Origin of the sequence: Halomonas sp. H33-56, assembly GCF_040147035.1 — a bacterium.
GTDB lineage: Bacteria > Pseudomonadota > Gammaproteobacteria > Pseudomonadales > Halomonadaceae > Halomonas > Halomonas litopenaei.
On record NZ_JAMSHP010000001.1, the window covers coordinates 110,081 to 128,714 of the forward strand.

At 65.5% G+C, this 18,634-nt stretch carries 19 protein-coding genes and 1 pseudogene; 8 read left to right on the top strand and 12 right to left on the bottom strand.

Translation table 11 applies throughout. From position 1 onward, the window contains the following. Nucleotides 1–57: 57 nt before the first annotated feature. The gene (locus NFH98_RS00515) at nt 58–594 is read right to left on the bottom strand and encodes a hypothetical protein (protein ID WP_348815130.1); all 537 of its coding nucleotides are present in this window, start codon (nt 592–594) and stop codon (nt 58–60) included. After that, nucleotides 579–1,601 carry an alpha/beta hydrolase gene (locus NFH98_RS00520; RefSeq protein WP_052704447.1) on the bottom strand — a complete coding sequence of 341 codons (1,023 nt, stop codon included), beginning with the start codon at nt 1,599–1,601 and terminating at the stop codon, nt 579–581. The genes NFH98_RS00515 and NFH98_RS00520 overlap by 16 nt, the downstream gene beginning before the upstream one ends. A gap of 473 nt (nt 1,602–2,074) precedes the next feature. Here NFH98_RS00520 and NFH98_RS00525 point away from each other — a divergent pair, with 473 nt between their 5' ends. After that, a complete protein-coding gene (locus tag NFH98_RS00525) occupies nt 2,075–4,261 on the top strand; it encodes a malate synthase G (protein ID WP_348827394.1) in 2,187 nt (728 codons plus the stop codon). 200 nt (nt 4,262–4,461) lie between these two features. Beyond that, on the top strand, nt 4,462–4,875 hold the full coding sequence (locus NFH98_RS00530; protein ID WP_045993913.1) for a PaaI family thioesterase: 414 nt from the start codon (nt 4,462–4,464) through the stop codon (nt 4,873–4,875). 9 nt (nt 4,876–4,884) lie between these two features. Here NFH98_RS00530 and NFH98_RS00535 read toward each other — a convergent pair whose 3' ends face one another. Continuing rightward, entirely contained in the window at nt 4,885–5,277 is a 393-nt protein-coding gene (locus tag NFH98_RS00535; RefSeq protein WP_222568042.1) for a DUF423 domain-containing protein, read from the bottom strand. A gap of 106 nt (nt 5,278–5,383) precedes the next feature. Between NFH98_RS00535 and thiS the strand changes: the two genes are divergently transcribed. From thiS to trmB, 3 genes are all read left to right on the top strand, one after another. Then, a complete protein-coding gene (thiS, locus tag NFH98_RS00540) occupies nt 5,384–5,584 on the top strand; it encodes a sulfur carrier protein ThiS (protein WP_181248714.1) in 201 nt (66 codons plus the stop codon). An 86-nt stretch (nt 5,585–5,670) separates the two neighbouring features. Beyond that, nucleotides 5,671–6,465, top strand: coding sequence for a thiazole synthase (locus tag NFH98_RS00545; protein WP_045993915.1), 795 nt, complete (start codon nt 5,671–5,673; stop codon nt 6,463–6,465). An 85-nt stretch (nt 6,466–6,550) separates the two neighbouring features. Beyond that, nucleotides 6,551–7,297, top strand: coding sequence for a tRNA (guanosine(46)-N7)-methyltransferase TrmB (trmB, locus tag NFH98_RS00550; RefSeq protein ID WP_045993958.1), 747 nt, complete (start codon nt 6,551–6,553; stop codon nt 7,295–7,297). Nucleotides 7,298–7,355: 58 nt separating this feature from the next. Here the strand turns inward: trmB and NFH98_RS00555 are convergent. After that, nucleotides 7,356–8,303: pseudogene (locus NFH98_RS00555) on the bottom strand (DMT family transporter); the annotation flags it as partial. Nucleotides 8,304–8,471: 168 nt separating this feature from the next. Here NFH98_RS00555 and NFH98_RS00560 point away from each other — a divergent pair. Further along, entirely contained in the window at nt 8,472–9,401 is a 930-nt protein-coding gene (locus tag NFH98_RS00560) for a LysR family transcriptional regulator (protein ID WP_045993916.1), read from the top strand. A 642-nt stretch (nt 9,402–10,043) separates the two neighbouring features. Here NFH98_RS00560 and NFH98_RS00565 read toward each other — a convergent pair. Then, nucleotides 10,044–10,955, bottom strand: a complete 912-nt coding sequence (locus NFH98_RS00565; protein ID WP_108131876.1) for an AEC family transporter — start codon at nt 10,953–10,955, stop codon at nt 10,044–10,046. Nucleotides 10,956–11,112: 157 nt separating this feature from the next. On the opposite strand from NFH98_RS00565, the gene NFH98_RS00570 reads away from it, so the two are divergent. Together NFH98_RS00570 and NFH98_RS00575 are read left to right on the top strand one after the other, a co-directional pair. Beyond that, the gene (locus NFH98_RS00570) at nt 11,113–11,634 is read left to right on the top strand and encodes a hypothetical protein (protein WP_124805042.1); all 522 of its coding nucleotides are present in this window, start codon (nt 11,113–11,115) and stop codon (nt 11,632–11,634) included. Continuing rightward, nucleotides 11,631–12,257, top strand: coding sequence for an SCO family protein (locus NFH98_RS00575; protein ID WP_260425393.1), 627 nt, complete (start codon nt 11,631–11,633; stop codon nt 12,255–12,257). The genes NFH98_RS00570 and NFH98_RS00575 overlap by 4 nt, the downstream gene beginning before the upstream one ends. Nucleotides 12,258–12,319: 62 nt before the next feature. Here NFH98_RS00575 and NFH98_RS00580 read toward each other — a convergent pair whose 3' ends face one another. The 7 genes from NFH98_RS00580 to NFH98_RS00610 all read right to left on the bottom strand — a co-directional run bounded on the left by NFH98_RS00580 (nt 12,320) and on the right by NFH98_RS00610 (nt 18,568). Then, nucleotides 12,320–13,366, bottom strand: a complete 1,047-nt coding sequence (locus tag NFH98_RS00580; RefSeq protein WP_348827395.1) for a PHB depolymerase family esterase — start codon at nt 13,364–13,366, stop codon at nt 12,320–12,322. A gap of 4 nt (nt 13,367–13,370) precedes the next feature. After that, nucleotides 13,371–14,087, bottom strand: coding sequence for a BamJ family beta-barrel-assembly machinery protein (gene bamJ, locus NFH98_RS00585; protein ID WP_045993921.1), 717 nt, complete (start codon nt 14,085–14,087; stop codon nt 13,371–13,373). Between the two features lie 169 nt (nt 14,088–14,256). Then, the gene (locus tag NFH98_RS00590; RefSeq protein ID WP_045993922.1) at nt 14,257–14,700 is read right to left on the bottom strand and encodes a universal stress protein; all 444 of its coding nucleotides are present in this window, start codon (nt 14,698–14,700) and stop codon (nt 14,257–14,259) included. A gap of 45 nt (nt 14,701–14,745) precedes the next feature. Further along, nucleotides 14,746–16,029, bottom strand: coding sequence for a TRAP transporter large permease (locus NFH98_RS00595; RefSeq protein WP_045993923.1), 1,284 nt, complete (start codon nt 16,027–16,029; stop codon nt 14,746–14,748). A 34-nt stretch (nt 16,030–16,063) separates the two neighbouring features. Next, the gene (locus tag NFH98_RS00600; RefSeq protein ID WP_348827396.1) at nt 16,064–16,642 is read right to left on the bottom strand and encodes a TRAP transporter small permease; all 579 of its coding nucleotides are present in this window, start codon (nt 16,640–16,642) and stop codon (nt 16,064–16,066) included. Nucleotides 16,643–16,859: 217 nt separating this feature from the next. After that, complete coding sequence (locus NFH98_RS00605) at nt 16,860–17,882, bottom strand: TRAP transporter substrate-binding protein (RefSeq protein WP_108131873.1); 1,023 nt, start codon at nt 17,880–17,882, stop codon at nt 16,860–16,862. A gap of 158 nt (nt 17,883–18,040) precedes the next feature. Then, a complete protein-coding gene (locus NFH98_RS00610; protein ID WP_348827397.1) occupies nt 18,041–18,568 on the bottom strand; it encodes a TIGR02444 family protein in 528 nt (175 codons plus the stop codon). Nucleotides 18,569–18,634: the final 66 nt, after the last annotated feature.

The following is an 18,634-nucleotide window of genomic DNA, read 5'->3' on the forward strand; positions in this document are numbered from 1 at the left end:
GCCCGGGTCCAGGCTTCGCCCGAGAAGTTGACGAGCGCAGGCACTTTTCAGCAAGCCCTAGAGCGCGTCGGCGTCGAAGGCGCCGCTGATGACCGTGGACCACAGCGCGGCACCGTCGCCGGGGCGGCGCAGGCGGAGTTCGAAGCGGTAGGGCAGAAGCTCCCGGTCAGACAGCGTCAGGCGTGGGCCATCGGCGATCAGTCGGCTGTCGACCAGCCATTGATTGGTATCGGCGGCGGGGGTATCACCGGGCTGCCAGTCCAGCACCTGGGGGCCGTCGTCGATCGCCAGCAGGCCACGGGTCAGGCTCTCCTGGACGCGGCCGACGCCAAGCTCCAGCCTTTCGTCGACCTTGGGCGGGGACAGCAGCAGCACCTGATCGGCCAGGGTTTCCCCTGCCAGGGCCGGCGCCTCGGCGACCCGCTCGGCCGCCTGTTGGCCAAGGCCCAGCAGCGCCTGGCGCAGCGTCTCGGGGCGCTCGGGGGCGCTGGCACAGCCGGCCAGCCAGACCAGCAGCACCAGCGCCAGCCAGGGCAGCAAGGAGGAGTGGCTGCCGGCGCGGTGTACCGTCTGTCGGGTCAAGCGTCTGGGCATTGAGATGACATCCTTTTCGGTAGAGGCCCTTCACTGAGCTGTTGTTCCAGAAATTGGCGCACTTCGGCGAAAAGGTCCAGGCGGATGGCCTCGGCCTCGTTGACCAGATGGTGGCGGGCTTGCGGGTGACAGCAGATGTGCGCGCCGGGAAACTTCTTGCCGAGTACCGCCAGATTCCAGGGCCCGTCCACCGTCAGGTCCTTCTCGCCTTGCAGGATCAGGGTCGGTAGCTGGCACGGGGGCAGCTGCATCAGGCGGGGCATCCAGCGGCGCATGGCGCTGACCCAGCCGGTGGGCAGGCGCACGGGCTGGAGCGGGTCCTGTTCGCGCAGAAAGGTGGCGAAGTCGTCATCATTGGTGTTCGCCCGAAACTTGCGCGGCACGCTGGAGACAAAGGGGCTGACCAGGCGATGGACCCAGGCTGCTCGGGTCCAGCCCCAGGGTCTGACCAGGGGCGCCAGCAACACCAGCGCCGACCAGTGGCCGTCATCGCCCCGGCTCAGGGCATCGGTGGCCAGGATGGCGCCGCCGGTGCTCTGACCGACGCCGACCCAAGGTCCCTGGGCCAGGCCGGCTTCGCTCAGGTGCTGCTGCAGCGTACGCAGGCAGTCGCCGTAGTCGGCAAAGTCGTCGATGTCGGCACGATCCCCACTGGACAGCCCGTGTCCCGGCAGATCCCACAGCACCACCGTGAGCTCGAGTTCCAGCAGCAGCTCGAGCAGGTGGCGGTACAGGCCCAGGTGGTCGTAGTAGCCGTGAACCACCACCGCGGTGCCCCGAGGGCGGGGCGGGCGCCATACCTGAGTCCACAGGCGGAAGCGTGGCGTCTCGATATTACCCGCGTGCAGCGTTACCCCTTCGGTGAGCAGGACATCGAGCCGATAGTGCGCCAGATAGCGTTCAAGGGTCGTTGCCATGGCCGGGGCGGCTGTCGCCACCAAGCCTTCGCCTTGTCTTGCCACCGGGGTCAGCCGTTCGATGGTCTCAAGGGGCGTGTAGTCGGTCATAGCGTCCTCCGCTGGGAAGGGGCGGTGGCGTGCGTTGCTCGGCACTCGGTTGTGCTGGGACGGCCAGATGGCGTGGAGGGTAGCGTCATCACCCTGCGCCTGGTTGCACCCTGACCGATCGTTGGCCACCTGCTTCTTCTGACACCGTCCGGAGGCCGTCGTTGCTCACCTGTGCCATGGAGGTATGGCCTTCGGCGTCAGATGAGGGAGTCGCCAGCACACGTCAACACCTTCCTGTCTGGGCTTCCTTGCCTGTTCCATGCTAGCGACCCAGCGAGTTCGGCACCACTGTTTCCCAATCGACAAGGCCCTCGACAGCTCATCATTTGGTCTAGCCTTGAGCGGTAGAGCGGGGTTTTCGGTTTACAAATGGAATGATTTTCCACAAAATCATTCTGGAGCAGTCACCTTTTCCCCTGTCCGGCTGGAAGGTGCCAGGGGGGCACCCAAGGCCCAACGAGGAGCTAGACCCAATGACGCAACGCATTTCTCGCCATCGCCTGCAGGTGGCCGCCGAGCTGGACCAGTTCATCACCGAACAGGCGCTGCCTGGCACGGGGATCGATGCCGATGCCTTCTGGAAGGGCGTCGATGCCATCTTCCACGACCTGACGCCGACCAACCAGGCCCTGCTGGCCGAGCGCGACGCGCTGCAGCAGAAACTCTCGGCCTGGCACAGTGAGCACCCGGGGCCGGTCAACGACATGGCCGCTTACCAGGCCTTCCTCAAGGAAATCGGCTATCTGGTCGATCCGCCGGCCAAGGTCGAGGTGACCACCGAAAACGTGGATCGCGAGATCGCTTCCCAGGCGGGCCCCCAGCTGGTGGTGCCGGTGAACAACGCACGCTACTCGCTGAACGCCGCCAACGCGCGTTGGGGTAGCCTCTACGACGCTCTGTACGGTACCGACGTGATCAGCGAAGAGGATGGCTGCGAGAAGGGCTCGAGCTTCAACCCCAAGCGCGGCGAGAAGGTCGTGGCCTACGCCCGCAATGTGCTGGACCAGGCGGCACCGCTGGCGACCGGCTCCCACCGTGACGCGGTCAAGTACTTCCTGCGCGATGGCCACCTGGTGGTGTCTCTGGACGGCGGCCGCGAGACCGGCCTGAAGGATCCGGGCAAGCTGGTGGGCTACCAGGGCGACGCCTCCGCGCCGAGTGCCGTGCTGCTGTCCCACCATGGCCTGCATCTGGAAATCCAGGTCGATGACAGCCACCCCATCGGCAAGACCGACCCGGCCCACGTCAAGGACGTGGTGGTGGAAGCCGCGCTGACCTCCATCATGGACTGCGAAGACTCCGTGGCGGCGGTGGATGCCGAGGACAAGGTGGGCGTCTACGCCAGCTGGCTGGGCCTGATGAAGGGTGACCTCACCGCCGAGGTGGCCAAGGGCGGCAGTTCCTTCACCCGTCGCCTGAATCCGGATCGTGACTACGTCACGCCGGATGGTTCCGAGTTGACCCTGCCGGGACGCTCGTTGCTGTTCGTGCGCAACGTGGGTCACCTGATGACCAACCCGGCGGTGCTCGACGCCGACGGCAACGAAATGCCCGAGGGCATTCTCGACGCCATCATGACGTCGCTGATCGCCCTGCATGACCTCAACAAGGGTGACGATCAGCCGCGTAACTCTCGCACCGGCTCCGTCTATATCGTCAAGCCGAAGATGCACGGTCCCAAGGAAGTGGCCTTCGCCAACACCCTGTTCGGGCGTGTCGAAGACCTGCTGGGCATGGCCCGCAATACCCTCAAGATGGGCATCATGGACGAGGAGCGCCGCACCTCGGTCAACCTCAAGGCCTGCATCAACGAGGCCACCAGCCGGGTGGTGTTCATCAACACCGGCTTCCTCGATCGCACCGGTGACGAGATGCACACCGCCATGGAGGCGGGCCCCATGCTGCGCAAGGGCGACATGAAGGGTGCCGACTGGATTCAGGCCTACGAGCGCAGCAACGTGCTGGTCGGACTGGCCTGTGGCCTGCGCGGACGCGCCCAGATCGGCAAGGGCATGTGGGCCATGCCGGACCTGATGGCGGCGATGATCGAGCAGAAGATCGGCCACCCCAAGTCGGGCGCCAACACCGCCTGGGTGCCGTCTCCCACCGCTGCAGCGCTGCATGCCCTGCACTACCACCAGATCGACGTGGCCCAGGTCCAGCGCGAACTCGAGGAGCTGGACGAAAGCGAGCAGCGCGATGATCTGCTCAAGGCGCTGCTGACCGTGCCGGTGGTCGCCTCCGCCGACTGGAGCGACGACGAGATCCAGCAGGAGCTCGACAACAACTGTCAGGGCATCCTCGGCTACGTGGTGCGCTGGGTCGAGCAGGGCGTCGGCGCCTCCAAGGTGCCTGACATCCACGACGTGGGCCTGATGGAAGACCGCGCTACCCTGCGGATCTCCAGCCAGCACATTGCCAACTGGCTGTACCACGGCGTAGTCGACGCGGCGCGTGTGGAAGAGACGCTCAAGCGCATGGCCAAGGTGGTGGACGGTCAGAACGAAGGCGACCCGGCCTACACCCCGATGAGCCCTGACTTCGACAAGTCCACCGCCTTCCAGGCGGCCAGCGACCTGATCTTCAAGGGGCGTGAGCAGCCGGCCGGCTACACTGAGCCGCTGCTGCACCACTGGCGTCAGGTCCACAAGGCGAAGTAACACACTCGGGACGCCACCGAGTACGCCAAGCAAACGCCGCGATCCAGGCGGCGTTTCCCTGGACACACCCCCGGGACTCCCCGGGGGTGTGTCGTTGTGTCGAGGGGAAAGCCCACAGCAGCGAGGGCGTTGAGGCGTCGTATCCGGGCTTGAGTTATGGTGAAGCTATCACGAGCCGGATTGCCTTCAGGGAGAGAACCATGACCGTGATGACCGCCGCCGCCATCGAGGATTTTCTGGACGACGTCTTTCCCCAGCGCATGGGCACCATCGAAGCCGTCTCGGAGATGCGGGCCACCATGAGCCTGGCCATCGAGGATGAACACTTGCGGCCCGGCGCCAGCGTCTCCGGCCCGACCATGATGGGACTGGCGGACGTCTGCCTGTACGTGGCCATCCTGGCCCAGATCGGGCCGGAGCCCATGGCGGTCACCAGCAACCTCAACTGCCACTTTCTACGGCGCGCCCGGGGTGATCGCGATCTGATCGCCAACGCCCGCTTGATCAAGCTGGGACGCCGCCTGGCGGTGGGTGAGGTGGAGCTGTTCTCCGACGGAGACGAAGCGCCGGTGGCGCACGTGACGGCGACCTACGTACTGCCCGATAACGACTGAGAGGCTATCTCACACGCGGGCTCGCCATAGTCCCCAGGCTAGCGCCAGCCAGCCAAGCAGCAACAGCACGCCGCCGAGCGGTGTGATCAGCCCCAGTGGGCCGAGCCCGACGCCGTAGAGCCCGGCCAGGGCCATGGCGTACAGCGAACCCGAGAACAGCAGGATACCTGCCGACCACAGCCTCAGTGCCGTCAGCTGGGCGGCCAGCGGCTGCTGGGCCCGCCAGGCCAGCAGCGCCAGGCCTGCCAGGGTGTGCCAGGCCTGGTAGCGTACCCCGGTGGTAAAGGCGGCGGTCAGACGCTCAGGCAGGCGTCCGTCGAGGCCATGGGCGGCGAAGGCGCCGAGCGCCACCACCATGGCGCCGGACAGGGCGAGGGTGATCCACCAGTGACGATCCGGCATCGAGGCTCCTTGACGACGAGAGAGAGGAATCTGCCCTCAACCGTACCCCGCGGCGGCCCGAGCCGCTACAATGTTGCCCCCGCGACATCTTGATAATGAGGTGGCCATGCAGATTCAGCTAAATGGTGAGCCCCACGCCCTCGACCGTGAGCAGACCGTGGCGGAGTTGATCGACGCCCTGGGTCTGGGCGGGCGCCGCATCGCCGTCGAGCTCAACGAGGACATCCTGCCGCGCAGCCAGCACGGCGAGACCCGCCTGGCGGATGGCGATCGCATCGAGATCGTCCATGCCATCGGCGGCGGCTGAGGCGAACCACCCGCCAGTAGATACCGACGACTTTAGAGGTGCCGCTCGATGGCGGCCTGGTTCCGTTTCGTGAGAAGGACTTGAGCATGACCGACATCTTTCAGGACAGCCCGCTGCGGGTCGCCGACCACGCCTTTTCCTCGCGTCTCTTGGTGGGCACCGGCAAGTACAAGGACTTCGACGAGACCGGCGAGGCGATCGCCGCCAGTGGCGCCGATGTCGTGACCTTCGCGGTGCGTCGCACCAACCTGGGTCAGGAGGCCGGTGAGCCCAACCTGCTCGACGTGGTGCCGCCGGAGCGCTATACCCTGCTGCCCAATACCGCCGGTTGCTACAACGCCAAGGATGCCGTGCGCACCTGTCGGCTGGCGCGGGAACTGCTCGACGGCCACAAGCTGGTCAAGCTCGAGGTGCTGGGGGACGACAACACCCTCTATCCCAATGTGGTGGAGACCCTCAAGGCCGCCGAGACGCTGGTCGCCGATGGCTTCGACGTGATGGTCTACACCAGTGATGACCCCATCGTCGCCAGGGAACTCGAGGCCATCGGCTGCTGCGCGGTGATGCCGCTGGGCTCGCTGATCGGCTCCGGCCACGGCATCCAGAATCCGCACAATGTGCGCCTGATCATCGAGCAGGCCAAGGTCCCGGTGCTGATCGATGCCGGGATCGGCACCGCCTCCGAGGCAGCCCTGGCCATGGAGCTCGGTTGTGACGGCGTGCTGATGAACTCCGCCATCGCCCACGCGCGCCAGCCGGTGCTGATGGCCGAGGCCATGAAGCATGCCGTGCAGGCGGGACGCCAGGCGTTTCTCGCCGGTCGCATGCCGCGTCGCGGCGCCGAGGCGTCATCGCCGTTCGCCGGCCGCATCAACGCCTGAAGCCCGCAGGAGCGGCAAGGCCCAGCCTGCCGCTCCTGCTCAGCTTCCTCGCCCTGACACTTTCACCACGCCCCCAGACATCATCATGACCGACCAAGATCGCCCCGACGAGGGCAAGACCACCGGCCCGGAAGGACCGGACGCACCGCTGCATCGCCGTGGTATCAAGAGCTATGTGCTGCGGGCCGGGCGCATGACCCAGGCGCAGACCCGTGGGCTCGAGGAAGTCTGGCCGCGGCTGGGACTGACCCTCGCCCAGGGGCGCCAGGACCTCGATGCGCTGTTCGGCCGCCAGGCGCCCAGGGTGGTCGAGATCGGCTTCGGCATGGGAGCCTCGCTGATCGAGCAGGCCGAGACCCACCCGGACACCGACTTCATCGGGATCGAGGTACACGCCCCGGGCGTCGGCAAGTTGCTCGACGAAGCCGACAAGCGTGGGCTGACCAACCTGCGGGTCTACCGCGAGGATGCCCTGGCGGTGCTGGAGCAGTGCCTGCCCGAGGGCAGCCTGACCACCCTGCAGCTGTTCTTCCCCGACCCCTGGCCGAAGAAGAAGCATCACAAGCGGCGCATCGTCCAGCCGGCGTTCGTCGAGCTGGTGCGGACTCGCCTGGCCAGCGGTGGAACCCTGCACATGGCCACCGACTGGGAAGCCTACGCCGAATGGATGGCCGAGGTGATGGAGGCAGCCCCGGGCTACCTCAATACCGCGACCCCGGAGACGGCGCCCTATGTGCCGCGTCCCGACTTTCGTCCGCTGACCAAGTTCGAGGCGCGGGGCGAACGGCTCGGTCACGGTGTCTGGGACCTGATCTTCCGCCGCGTCGACTGACGCCGGCATCGGCGGCGCGGCCCTGGCCGCGTCGCCCGGCCGCCAGCGCCCACAGGGCGCCACCCAGCGACAGCACCAGTCCCGCCAGGCCCAGCCCATCCGGGCGCTCGCCGAACAGCGAAAGCGTCATCAACAGCGTCACCGCCGGGGTCAGCGCGATCAGCGCCGAGGTCGGGGTCACCCCGAAGCGCCCCAGACACGCCACGAAGAAGCCGTAGCCACCGAAGGTGGCCAGCACCACCAGCCAGCCAATGGTCAGCCAGGCGTCCAGCGTCGCCGGAGGTAGCGCCGGCAGGCCTGGTTCGAGCATCACCGCCGCCAGCATGAACACCAGCGTTGCCGCGCTCAGCTGCAGCGCCAGGCGGGTGATCAGTGACAGCGACACCACACCGCCATTCTCCTCGCCGGGCCTGGCGGTCGCCGGCGGCGTCAGGATGCTGCCGATCGATACCGCGGCGACCGCGACCAGCGGCAGCAGGTAGGCCCACCAGGGGGCGCCGCCGACGCTGCGCATGTCGCCAGCGATCATCGCCATGGCGCCGAGCGTCGCTACCCCCATGCCCCACCATTGTGCGCTGTCGCTGCGCTCCTTGAGCAGGTGCCGTGCCAGTAGCGCCGCCGCCAGCGGCTGCAGCGCGCCGATCAGCGCCGCCACCGAGGCGCTCACACCTTCGGCCACCGCCACCAGCATCGTCAGCAGGTAGACGCCCACGGTCAAACCACCGGTGAGCAACTCGTGGCCTGCCTGGCGCCAGCTCGGGCGATGCCCCGGATGGCCCAGACGACAGACCACCAGCATCCAGGCCAGCAGGGTTGCCAGGGCAAAGCGCCAGGCATAGAGCCCCATCACCGGCACGTCCAGGTCCACCGCCATGCGACTGCCGACGAAACCGCTGCTCCAGCAGACCACGAAGCCCGTGGCGACCATCAGGGCACCCGAGTGCTTGCCCAGCTGCCGGGGAAGCTGGTGGAGCAGGGGGATCAGGCGGGGTAGCAGCGTCTGCATGGGGCCTCCTTGAGCACGGGTGGATGACGGCAGCGCTGGATAGATGAAGCGCTGGATGAGCAGTCTGCCGTGGTGCTAGCCTTTCGAGTAGCGAAACGTTTTTCACGCTGACTTCAATAATGTTGAAGTCTTCGGGTAGGGTGGTCTGGCGCCATAGGGGGAGCAACGATGACCGAGAACACGGGAGCGGCGCTGGATCTGGAGGCGCTGCGCAGCTTTGTGACGGTGGCCCAGCAGGGCAGTCTGGCGGCGGCGGCGGAGTTGCGACACCGAACCGTCAGTGCCTTGAGCATGCAGATCAAGCGCCTCGAGCAGCGTCTCGATGCGCGCCTGCTGATCCGTGGGCCGCGCGGAGTGTCGCCGTCGCCGGCCGGCGAGGCCTTGCTGCAGGAGGCGCGTGAGCTGCTGCGCCAGCACGACGGCCTGGTGGCGCGACTGACCGGACAGGGACTCAGCGGGCGGGTGCGCTTCGGCATGCCGGAGGGCTACGCCCCGCATCTGGTCGAGCAGGTGCTGCCTGACTTTCTGGCCAGCCACCCCAATGTGCTGCTCGAGGCGGTCACGGCGCCCAGCGGAGAGCTGGCCCGGCGCCTGGAGCGCGGTGAGCTGTCGCTGGCGGTGGCGCTGGACCGTCCGCATCAGCTGACCAATGGCGAAACGCTGTGGCAGACCTCGCCGGTGTGGGCGGCGTCCCGTGAGTTTCGCGTCGCCGACGAGGCGCCGTTACCGCTGGCGCTCCATCCGCTGGACTGCCCATTCCGCTCTCTCGGGGTCGAGGCCCTGGAGAGTCAGGGGCGCGACTGGTACGCGGTCTTCACCAGTACCAGCATCCATGCGGTGGAAAAGGCCGTGGAAGTCGGCCTGGCCGTGAGCATCCTCGATCGACAACGGCTGACGCCGCGCATGCGCGTGCTGGATGAGGCCGAGGGCCTGCCCCACCTGGGTACCAGTGACGCCTGCCTGTACTTCAGCCGGCGCATCGCCGCCGCCTCATGGCCGGCGGTGGAAGCCCTGGCTGGGCTCTTGCGCCAGCGTCTGAGCGGTGCAGGCCCCTGGGCTGCGAATAGCCGCGAGGCCAGGCCGCTGGCACTGGGGTGAGATGAACGAGAGCGGTGAGACGCAGGGAGCGGTGCGACGAACAGGAGCCAACGCCTTGGGGCAAGGTTGACCAGAAGCCTCGATGGCCAGAAAAAAGAAAACCGCTCCCGGGGGAGCGGTGAAAGGACCGTGACTAGCAATGAGGAGGAGAAACCAGATAGCGACTGGCAATGTCTGGTATCTGGCGCCGGCGACTCATCAACGCCGACAACCTCAGCGTAAATCATTCTCATTTTCTTCGTCAAGCGTAACGAGAATATTTTTTATTAAGGCAGTGTGTCCGCTCACACTCGCTGGCTTTCTGCCAAGGGAGACGCATGCGAGGGGCGGCGCCAAGACAGCAGGCGAAACCGGGCAGAGGCTCGGGATGGCGGAATCAAGCGGTGGTAGGACGTCTTGAGCAACGAGGCGAAGGAGCGCTGGCCGCGGGACTGAACCAAGCGGCCATGAAAAAGCCGCTTCCAGAGGGAAGCGGCGCAAGGACCGTGACTAGCAATGAGGAGGAGAAACCAGATAGCGACTGGCAATGTCTGGTATCTGGCGCCGGCGACTCATCAACGCCGACAACCTCAGCGTAAATCATTCTCATTTGTTTCGTCAACACAAACGAGAATCTTTTTTAATAAAGCCTCGCCTGGCCCCTCAGGTCAGCTGCATCCACAGCGGCAGGCTGATCATCGCCGCCAGGGTCTGGGCGGTGATCAGTCCGGCCATCAGCTCAGCGTCACCGCCCAGCTGGCGTGCCAGAATATAGGCGGAGGTGGCGGTGGGCAGGGCGGCGTACAGCAGCGCCACATCCTGGCTGACAGGGTCGAGGCCCAGCAACCACGCCAGCACCAGCACCAGCGCCGGCATCAGCACCAGCTTGACCAGGCTCGAGACCCACAGGCCAAGATCGCGCCTCAGCAGGGCCTGGGGTCGCAGTGCCACCCCTACGGCCACCAGCCCCAGCGGCAGCGCCGCGCGTCCCAGCAGCTCCAGGGTTCCCGCCGACCAGCCCGGCAGGCCGATACCCGAGAGATTGAGCCCGATGCCGATCAGGCAGGCGAGGATCAGCGGGTTCTGGGCCAGGGCGAGCAGTGAGCGCCATAGACCCGAGCGACCTAGGGTGCCCGCGGCGATAAAGGTCAGCACGCACAGCACATTGACCGTGGGAATCATCAGCGCCAGGGCCACCGCTGCCACCGTGGCGCCCTGGGGACCGTGCAGCGCAGCGGCGCCGGCGACGCCGACATAGGTGTTGAAGCGCACCGCGCCCTGGAAGACAGAGGTAAAGGCGGCGGCGTCGAGATTCAGGCGGGGCTTGAGCCACCACAGCAGAGCGGAGAGCACCAGCATGGTGCCCAGCAGCACCAGGGCGAGCCTGGCCACCGGTACCTGGCTGATGTCCGCCCTGGCCAGGGTCGCCACCAGCATGGCGGGAAACAGCAGAAAGTAGATCAGGCGCTCCATGCGCGCCCAGAAGTCCCCGCCTGGGATGCGTCCGACACCCAGCACGGCGCCAAGCAGGATAAGCAGAAAAAGCGGGCCCAGGGCCGCAGTGATGGAGGCCATGTACGTTCCTTGTCCGGGCGAGGCCGGTGGCAGAATAGTGCGCCGTCGAGCGTGAGTAAGCGCGCGTTGACGGCTGCGACATTGTCGCGCAGGGGGCGTCGGAGTTTTGCTGATAAGCTTACCCTACGCCCATTCCCTTTGGAGGCAGCCCTCCGACATGCATTCGCGCCAGTCCCCAGCCTCGCGCGGCGCCCGTCGTCCTCGGCTTCGCCTGCTGATCACGGTGACCGTGGTCACCTTGCTGATCGCCCTATGGTACCTGCTGCGCTACGAGCTTGGCGATCACCAGGAGACGACCTGGTATCCGGCCGCGCCCGGCTGCGATCTGCACCAGGGGCCCTGCGGCGTCGGCCTCGAGGAGGATGAGCGGCTGACCCTGGCGATCCCGGTGGAGGGTGACATTCGCCCGCTGGAGTCGTTGCCCCTCGAAGTGCGCGTCGACGGCGTGGAAGCGCAGAACGTACGGGTGGTGTTCGAAGGGGTCGGCATGGACATGGGCGAGCATCGCTTCCACCTCGACGCCGTGCAAGGCGGCGAACCGGGCCGCTTTCAGGGGGTGGGACAGCTCGGCATCTGCACCCGTGAGCGCATGACCTGGCGTGCCCGGGTCAGCTTCGATGCGCCGCGTGGGCGTCTCGGAAGTACCTTCGATCTGGACGTGGAGCGAAGCCTGCCATGACTCGACGGCAACGACAGCAGCAACGACGACACGGCTTCGATCGACGGACCCTGGGGCTGGTCCTGGCGGCGGTGGTGATGCTGGCGGCGGCCCTGTTGTGGACCTTCAAGCCCTGGCAGCCCGCCGAGCAGGACGGGCTGGTCGCTGGTGAGATACGCCTGGCGTCGACCGTGGGCGACTTTGCGCTGAGTGATCTCGATGATGACCAGCTGGCGGTGATCTTCTTCGGCTACACCTGGTGTCCCGACGTCTGCCCCATGAGCCTGGCGGTGGTGCGCCAGGCGCGCCAGGCACTGCCCGAAGAGCAGCGTCGGCGGGTGGTGCCGTTGATGATTTCGGTGGACCCCGAGCGTGACACCCTGGAGCGGTTGTCGGAGTACCTTGAGGCCTTCGGCGACGACTTCATCGGCGCCACCGGTAGCCAGGCCGAGCTTGCCGATATCGGCGAGCGCTACGGCGTCGTCTGGCGCAAGGTCGAGACGCCGGAATCCGCCGTGGAGTATCTGGTGGATCACTCGGCCTCGCTCTATCTGGTGGACGCCAGCGGCGAAATCATCGAACGGGTATTGCACGCGCCGACCCCGGGGCCGCTTTCGGCGGCGCTGGATCGGGCGTTGAACTAACTTCCTGCAGTCTGTCGACCATTTGCCTCAGGGCGCTTCCTGCAGTCTGTCGACCATTTGCCTCAGGGCGCTTCCTGCAGTCTATCGACCATTTGCATCAGGGCGCTGACCTGACGGCCGTCCCGGCTGTCGTGCAAAGGGTCGCGCTGCCACGTGCTCTCGCTGAACCCCCACCAGTCCCAGCATCCCTTGGGATTGGCCAGGCTTGCCTCGGCCTGGGGGTAGAGCACCACCAGGTCGTTGCTCTTGGCGTAACGGTTCAGGCCGCTTGCCCGGGTGAATGGCGTCGCTGCGCCTTCATCGTCGTCCACGCCCATCTGGCAGCCATGCAGCGCCACCACCAGTGCGCAGTCGCCGCTTTCGCACTGCTTCGGCAGATAGACAAAGCCGGTGTCGGCGAGTCCCTTGGCGTCGAACTCGCTCTGGTCGAAGGCCAGCAGGCACTGGTCGTCGGCCTCGCCGGCAGGCGCCAGATCGTCCCACCACCAGCGCAGCGCCTCGCCGGCAAGGTCCAGGCCGCAGTCGAGCAGGAAAGGCGCACCGCCCTCTTCGCAGTCGGCCAGGCCCGCCTCGCCAGCGGCGTCCAGCGCCGGCCAGCCGTGCCCCGCGCCGTCCTGAAACACCGTCTTCAGTTGATCATCGTCGGCGAGCCAGTCACGCCATTGTCGAGCGGCGGCGTGTCCGACGTCGGGATCGATGGTGCCATCGTCCTCACCGTGCCAGAGATACACCTTGAGGTCGTCGAGCGATTCAGCGCTACCCGCGCGATCGAGCTCGCGGTAGTCCGCAAGGCGGCTGTCGATCGCCGCCAGGTCGGGGTCGCCAAGGCGAGTGAACATGCACTGACCCAGCGCCACTCCCAGCTCGCCCCGGGCACAGCCCCAGGGGCCGGCGGCGACCAGCCCGAGTGCATCGAAGCGCTCGGGCCAGGCCACCGCCAGCTGCGCGGCCATGTAGCCGCCGGACGAGACGCCGATGGTGGCCAGACGGTCCTTCGAGAGACCCAGCGCGGGCAGGGCGTCGGGGGAGTCGGCCGTGGCCTGAGGTGCCAGCACGAAAAACGCCAGCCCCGCGAGGAGGCTGGCGTTGGCACGACTAAGGTGAGTCATCGACTCAGCCTTCGTCGCTGGGGTTCACGTCAAGCAGCTCGACCTTGAAGATCAGGGTCTCGTTGGGGCCGATGGGGCCCTGGCCACGCGCGCCGTAGCCCAGCTCCGGCGGAATCACGACTTCCCAGGTGTCGCCCACGTTCATCATCTTCAGGGCTTCCTGCCAGCCCTCGATGACCTGGCCCACCTGGAAGGATACCGGCTCGCCGCGCTCGTAGGAGCTGTCGAACACGGTGCCGTCGATCAGCTTGCCTTCGTAGTTGACCTGCACGGTGTCGCCGGCCTCGGGGGAGGCGCCGTCACCTTCCTCGAGCTCCTTGTACTGCAGTCCGGAGTCGGTAGTGGTAACGCCGTCCTTGTCGGCGTTTTCGGCCATGTAGGCCTCGCCTTCCTGCTTGTTGGCGTCCGCCTGCTGGGCCATCTCTTCGGCACGTTGCTGCTGTTCTTCAGCGCGCTTGGCCATGGCCTCTTCCTGGAACTTGGTCAGGGCGGCGGCGATCTCCTCGTCGGTCATGTCGAGGCCGTCGTCGGCGAACACGTCCTTGATCGCCTCGCTGAAGGCATCCGTGTCGAGGTCTTCCACGTCTTGCTTGATGCTCTGGCCCAGGGTCACACCCAGGCTGTAGCTAAGCTTTTCCTGGTCGCTCTCGGGGGCGGAGAAGGCCATGGGAGCGGCGCCCAGCAGGGCGATCAGGGAGGCGGAAGTCAGCAGTGTCTTCATGGAAATCCTTGGCTGGCGCGTTGGCCGTAGTGTGAGTGTCGTTGTTGTGACTGTAACAGGGGCAAAAGGGTTCCGCACCCGCCGCGCGTTACCCCCTACGAGGCAGGCCCGGGCATGACCCGGGCCTGTGGTTGCGGCTGCGTCTGTGCTAGCCGTGATGAATGTGGCGCTAGACCACCAGGGTCGGACACTGCGCCGACCCCGACACCCGCTGGGCGACACTGCCCAGGATCAGGCTGGCGTCGCCGTTGGTGCCCTGGGCGCCGATCACGATCAGGTCGCACTCGCGCTTGCGGGCGAAGCGTACGATAGTGCGCGAGGGGCGGCCTCCCTTGACGAAGGCGCGCACCTTTTCCAGCGGTACCCCCAGTTCCACCGCGTGGTTCTTGGCATGCACGGCGATCTCCGAGGCGTACTCCTTGAGGGCATCGTCGGGCAGGTCCAGCTTGTCCGGGCGAACCATCGACAGGGAGGCCTCGAGCAGACTGTGGTGTTTGAACACGCACAGGATGTAGAGCTCGGCGCCGGTCAGGTACTGCAGCCCAACGGCCTTCTCCAGCGCCTTGAGGGCGCCCTTGGAGCCGTCCACCGCCACCAGGATTCGATTGAACATCGGTCTCTCCTCAAGCTTGGTCTCCGCGCATCCGATAGACGCCGCCTAGCGGAAGGCGACGTCGCGCAGGAACAACGCAATCTGCGGGAACATGATCAGCAGGGCCGCGGCCAGGATCAGCAGGAACACGAACGGAGGTGTGCCCTTGATCACGTCCAGATAGGGCCGCTTGAAGATCGCGATGGCGGTGAAGATGTCGCAGCCGAAGGGTGGCGTCGCCGAGCCGATGGCCACTTGCAGAGTGATCAGGATACCCACCAGCACCGGGTCGAGTCCGGTGGCCTCGATGGCCGGCGCGAAGATCGGCGTCAGCACCAGGATGACCACGATCGGGTCGACGAACATGCAGGCGACGAAGAAGGCGATGCAGATGGCGATCAGCACACCCGTGGGACCCGCTTCGTTGATCCCGGCCGCCTCGAGCATGGCCTGCGGAATCTGGGCGAAGGAGATGATCCACGAGAAGCCGTTGCCCACGGCGACCAGGATGAACACCACCGCGGTGATCAGGCCGGTGGACTTGGCGATGGCGTAGATGTCGTTCATCTTCAGCGATCGGAACACCACGAACTCCAGCAGCACCGCGTACAGCACGCAGGCCGCGGCGGCCTCGGTGGGGCTGAAGATGCCGCCGTAGATGCCGCCGACGATGATCACCGGGAAGCCCAGCGGCCACAGCGCCTGACGCACCGCGGAGAGACGCTCGCTCCAGGACGCCTTGGGCTCGGTGGGGACGTCGCGGATCACCGCGTAGAGCACGCAGTAGATGGAGAACATCAGCAGGATCAGCAGGCCTGGCCCGATGCCGGCGATGAACAGCTCGCCGATGGAGGTGCCCGAGATCACGCCATAGATGATCATGCCGATGCTGGGCGGGATCAGAAAGGCGATGTCACTCGAGTTGATGATCAACGCCAGGGTGAAGGAGTCGGAGTAGCCGGCCTTGAGCATGCGCGGGCGCAGCGGCGAGCCCACCGCTACCACGGTGGCCTGGGTCGAGCCGGACACGGCGCCGAACAGGGTGCAGGAGGCCGCGGTGGATACCGCCAGGCCGCCCTTCACGTGGCCGATGAAGGCCATGACCATGTTGATCAGGCGCTCTGCCGACTGGCCGCGGGTCATGATGTCGGCGGCGAGGATGAACATCGGCACGGCGATCAGCGAGGCCGGCCGGATGCCCGCCATCATCTGCTGGATCAGCGTGTCCATCTGGTCCAGGCCGTTGAACATCATGAAGAAACCGATGACCGCCGCGGTGATCAACGGGATCATCATGGGGAAGCCCAGCAACAGCAGGGCGATCATGGTGGTGACCATTATGGTTGTCATTGGGGCTGTCCTCCTGCTGCCGCCGTCGCGTCACTCATACTTCAGTCTCCGTATCCTTGTAGCCATCCAGCACGCCGGTCGACAGGTAGACGTCGCGGGAGGTCAGGTTCTTGATGGCGGTGAGCAGGTACTGGATACCGGTGATCAGAAAGCCCAGCGGTACCCACAGGTAGATCCAGAAGATCGGGATGCCAAGGGCGGGCAGAATGCGCCCCTTGTCATACAGGTCGACGATGTAGATCACCGAGTAGTACAGCAGGAAGAACATCACCAGAGAGGTAAACAGGGAAATGAAGATCATCAATGCCTTGCGGCCACCCACCGGCAGGGCATCGTAGATCGCCGACATGCGAATATGGCGCCCGTGGCGCGCCGCATAGCCGATACCGGCAAAGGTGATCATGATGATCAGAATGCGGTTGATCTCGCCGCTGAAGAAGATGCTCTCGCCGAGCACGAAGCGGCCAATGACGTTGGCGATGGTATTGGCCGCCATCAGCAGCACGCCCACGGCAAGAATGATGGCTTCCAGCTTGCTGATCCACGTATCGATGGTGCCCAGAAAACCAGGCAACCCCGAGTGGTAGTGCTGTTCGGATTCTTCTTCGGTCATGATGGGATCCTTGGTCGGGAATTCCGGGAGAAACGCACGTACCTGTATCGCAGCGTACGCCCTCTGGGTCGCGGTTCGCAGCCATCTGGTCAACGCTGGATGCACGCAGCGCGCCTGGCGTGGCGGCGACTGTCGGGTCGCTATTCAGGGCTCTGGAAACACAAAAGGGGCAGCCGGGTAGGGCTGCCCCTTTCGGGAGCGATGGCTCAGACGAGGATTACTCCTCGCCGGACTGAACCGCTTCCAGGTCAGCCTTGAACTGGTCGAGCAGTTCCTGACCGCCTTCACCGGTCATCTCGATGAACTTCTCCTCGACCTGCGGAGCGCGATCCTTGAAGGCCTGGATCTGTTCGTCGTCCAGGCGAGTCACGGTGACCTCGTCAGACGCTTCCTGGATCTTGCCGAGGGCTTCTTCGGCGAGGCCCTGGATGTGCTCGATGGTGGTGTCGTAGGCGGAGTCGGTGGCGTCCTGGACGAGTTGCTTGTCCTCGTCGGACAGGCCGTCATAGAAGTCCTGGTTGGCCATCATGGCGGTGGTGAACCAGCCGTGGCCGGTGAAGGTCAGGTTCGGGGAGACCTCGTACAGACCGCCGGACTCGATCCAGAAGATCGGGTTTTCCTGACCGTCGATGATGCCGGTCTGCAGACCGCCGTAGACCTCGCCCCAGGGCAGCGGCGTGGGGGTCGCGCCGAAGGCGTCGTAGGTCTCCGCCAGCAGCGGGTTGGTCATGGTGCGGATCTTCTTGTTGTCGAAGTCCTCCGGCGAGGTGATCGGCTCGTCGGCGGTGACCACCATTTCCCCTTCCGGGTACATCTGCATCAGCTTCAGCCCGTGCTCGGCGTAGAGCTCGGGGAACATCTCGTTGATCGCCTTGCTCTCGTCGAAGAACTTCAGCACGGTTTCTTCGTCGGTGGGCAGCAGGTAGGGAATGAAGAAGATCTGGGCTTCGGGAATCAGCGCGCCGGTGAAGCCGGGAGACTGGTTGACGAACTGCAGGATGCCGTTCTGGGTCTGCTCCATGATGTCGTCGGATTCGCCCAGTTCGCCGAAGCGGTAGACCTGGACGGAATGGTCGGAATTCTCCTCGACGTACTGCTTGAACGCCTGGGCAAAGACGTCCTGGACATCGCCCTCGTACTCTTCGTGGGCGTAGCGCCAGTTGTCGGCCATGGCGGTGGAGGAAAGACCCAGCATCAGGGCGCCGATGCTGGCGGTGGTCAGCAGCTGTGTTGCCTTCATTCTTGTGGTTCCTCTGCAGGTGTTGGAGCTATGGGCGGATCGCGCTCGCCTGTTGTATTGCTTCGTGTCTCGCTTCGGAATCTCGGACCTTGTGCTATTGGCGTGAACAAGATCGATCATGCAAAAAATGCAGGAATTCTCATGCAGTTAACGTCAGGCTAGCGCGCTGCCGGAAGAGGGTCAAGCTGGCTTTCCACGCTTCTTATGGCCATAAGTTGCGTTTTTTTCTGCCGTTGTTGGCTAGAAAGCAGCACATTTTCTAGACCTTGGAGTCTGGCGGGTATCGGCGAGAAAGCCAGTTCGTTCAGGCTAATTTTCATGAGCATCTGCAGGCATTGTTGCTCGGCTTCGAGCTCCGCCTGCTTGATCCGCGAGCGAACGCTCGCCACCTGCGAGTCGGCTTGCGCCTGGGGCTTCAGATCCCTGCGCAGTCGGCGCAGCGGTTGGGTGACCTCGCGCTGCCAGGCGGTGACCTGCGACGGCAGTGCACCAGCCTGGGCGCCCTGTTGATACAGCCAGCAACGCCACAGCAGTTCACACACGTCCCAGCCGTGCTCATCCTGCAGCGTCAGGCAGGCTTGCTCGACGCCTGGCCGGGCATAGATTGCCAGGGCGAAGTCCCATAGCGGTGACGCTGCCAGGCGAGGGCGCAGGCGGGCGGTGAATTCGGTAGAATCGGGGTCCAAGACGATATCCTTCTTTTATTAGAGAAGCTCGCGGGTGCCCGGCCCGGCGGGCTCATCCCGATGGAG

Excerpts from the sequence above, each read along its gene's own strand:
- NFH98_RS00515 (WP_348815130.1), bottom strand. The coding sequence starts at position 594 with ATGCCCAGACGCTTGACCCGACAGACGGTACACCGCGCCGGCAGCCAC.
- NFH98_RS00520 (WP_052704447.1), bottom strand. The coding sequence starts at position 1,601 with ATGACCGACTACACGCCCCTTGAGACCATCGAACGGCTGACCCCGGTG.
- NFH98_RS00525 (WP_348827394.1), top strand. The coding sequence starts at position 2,075 with ATGACGCAACGCATTTCTCGCCATCGCCTGCAGGTGGCCGCCGAGCTG.
- NFH98_RS00530 (WP_045993913.1), top strand. The coding sequence starts at position 4,462 with ATGACCGTGATGACCGCCGCCGCCATCGAGGATTTTCTGGACGACGTC.
- NFH98_RS00535 (WP_222568042.1), bottom strand. The coding sequence starts at position 5,277 with ATGCCGGATCGTCACTGGTGGATCACCCTCGCCCTGTCCGGCGCCATG.
- thiS (WP_181248714.1), top strand. The coding sequence starts at position 5,384 with ATGCAGATTCAGCTAAATGGTGAGCCCCACGCCCTCGACCGTGAGCAG.
- NFH98_RS00545 (WP_045993915.1), top strand. The coding sequence starts at position 5,671 with ATGACCGACATCTTTCAGGACAGCCCGCTGCGGGTCGCCGACCACGCC.
- trmB (WP_045993958.1), top strand. The coding sequence starts at position 6,551 with ATGACCGACCAAGATCGCCCCGACGAGGGCAAGACCACCGGCCCGGAA.
- NFH98_RS00560 (WP_045993916.1), top strand. The coding sequence starts at position 8,472 with ATGACCGAGAACACGGGAGCGGCGCTGGATCTGGAGGCGCTGCGCAGC.
- NFH98_RS00565 (WP_108131876.1), bottom strand. The coding sequence starts at position 10,955 with ATGGCCTCCATCACTGCGGCCCTGGGCCCGCTTTTTCTGCTTATCCTG.
- NFH98_RS00570 (WP_124805042.1), top strand. The coding sequence starts at position 11,113 with ATGCATTCGCGCCAGTCCCCAGCCTCGCGCGGCGCCCGTCGTCCTCGG.
- NFH98_RS00575 (WP_260425393.1), top strand. The coding sequence starts at position 11,631 with ATGACTCGACGGCAACGACAGCAGCAACGACGACACGGCTTCGATCGA.
- NFH98_RS00580 (WP_348827395.1), bottom strand. The coding sequence starts at position 13,366 with ATGACTCACCTTAGTCGTGCCAACGCCAGCCTCCTCGCGGGGCTGGCG.
- bamJ (WP_045993921.1), bottom strand. The coding sequence starts at position 14,087 with ATGAAGACACTGCTGACTTCCGCCTCCCTGATCGCCCTGCTGGGCGCC.
- NFH98_RS00590 (WP_045993922.1), bottom strand. The coding sequence starts at position 14,700 with ATGTTCAATCGAATCCTGGTGGCGGTGGACGGCTCCAAGGGCGCCCTC.
- NFH98_RS00595 (WP_045993923.1), bottom strand. The coding sequence starts at position 16,029 with ATGACAACCATAATGGTCACCACCATGATCGCCCTGCTGTTGCTGGGC.
- NFH98_RS00600 (WP_348827396.1), bottom strand. The coding sequence starts at position 16,642 with ATGACCGAAGAAGAATCCGAACAGCACTACCACTCGGGGTTGCCTGGT.
- NFH98_RS00605 (WP_108131873.1), bottom strand. The coding sequence starts at position 17,882 with ATGAAGGCAACACAGCTGCTGACCACCGCCAGCATCGGCGCCCTGATG.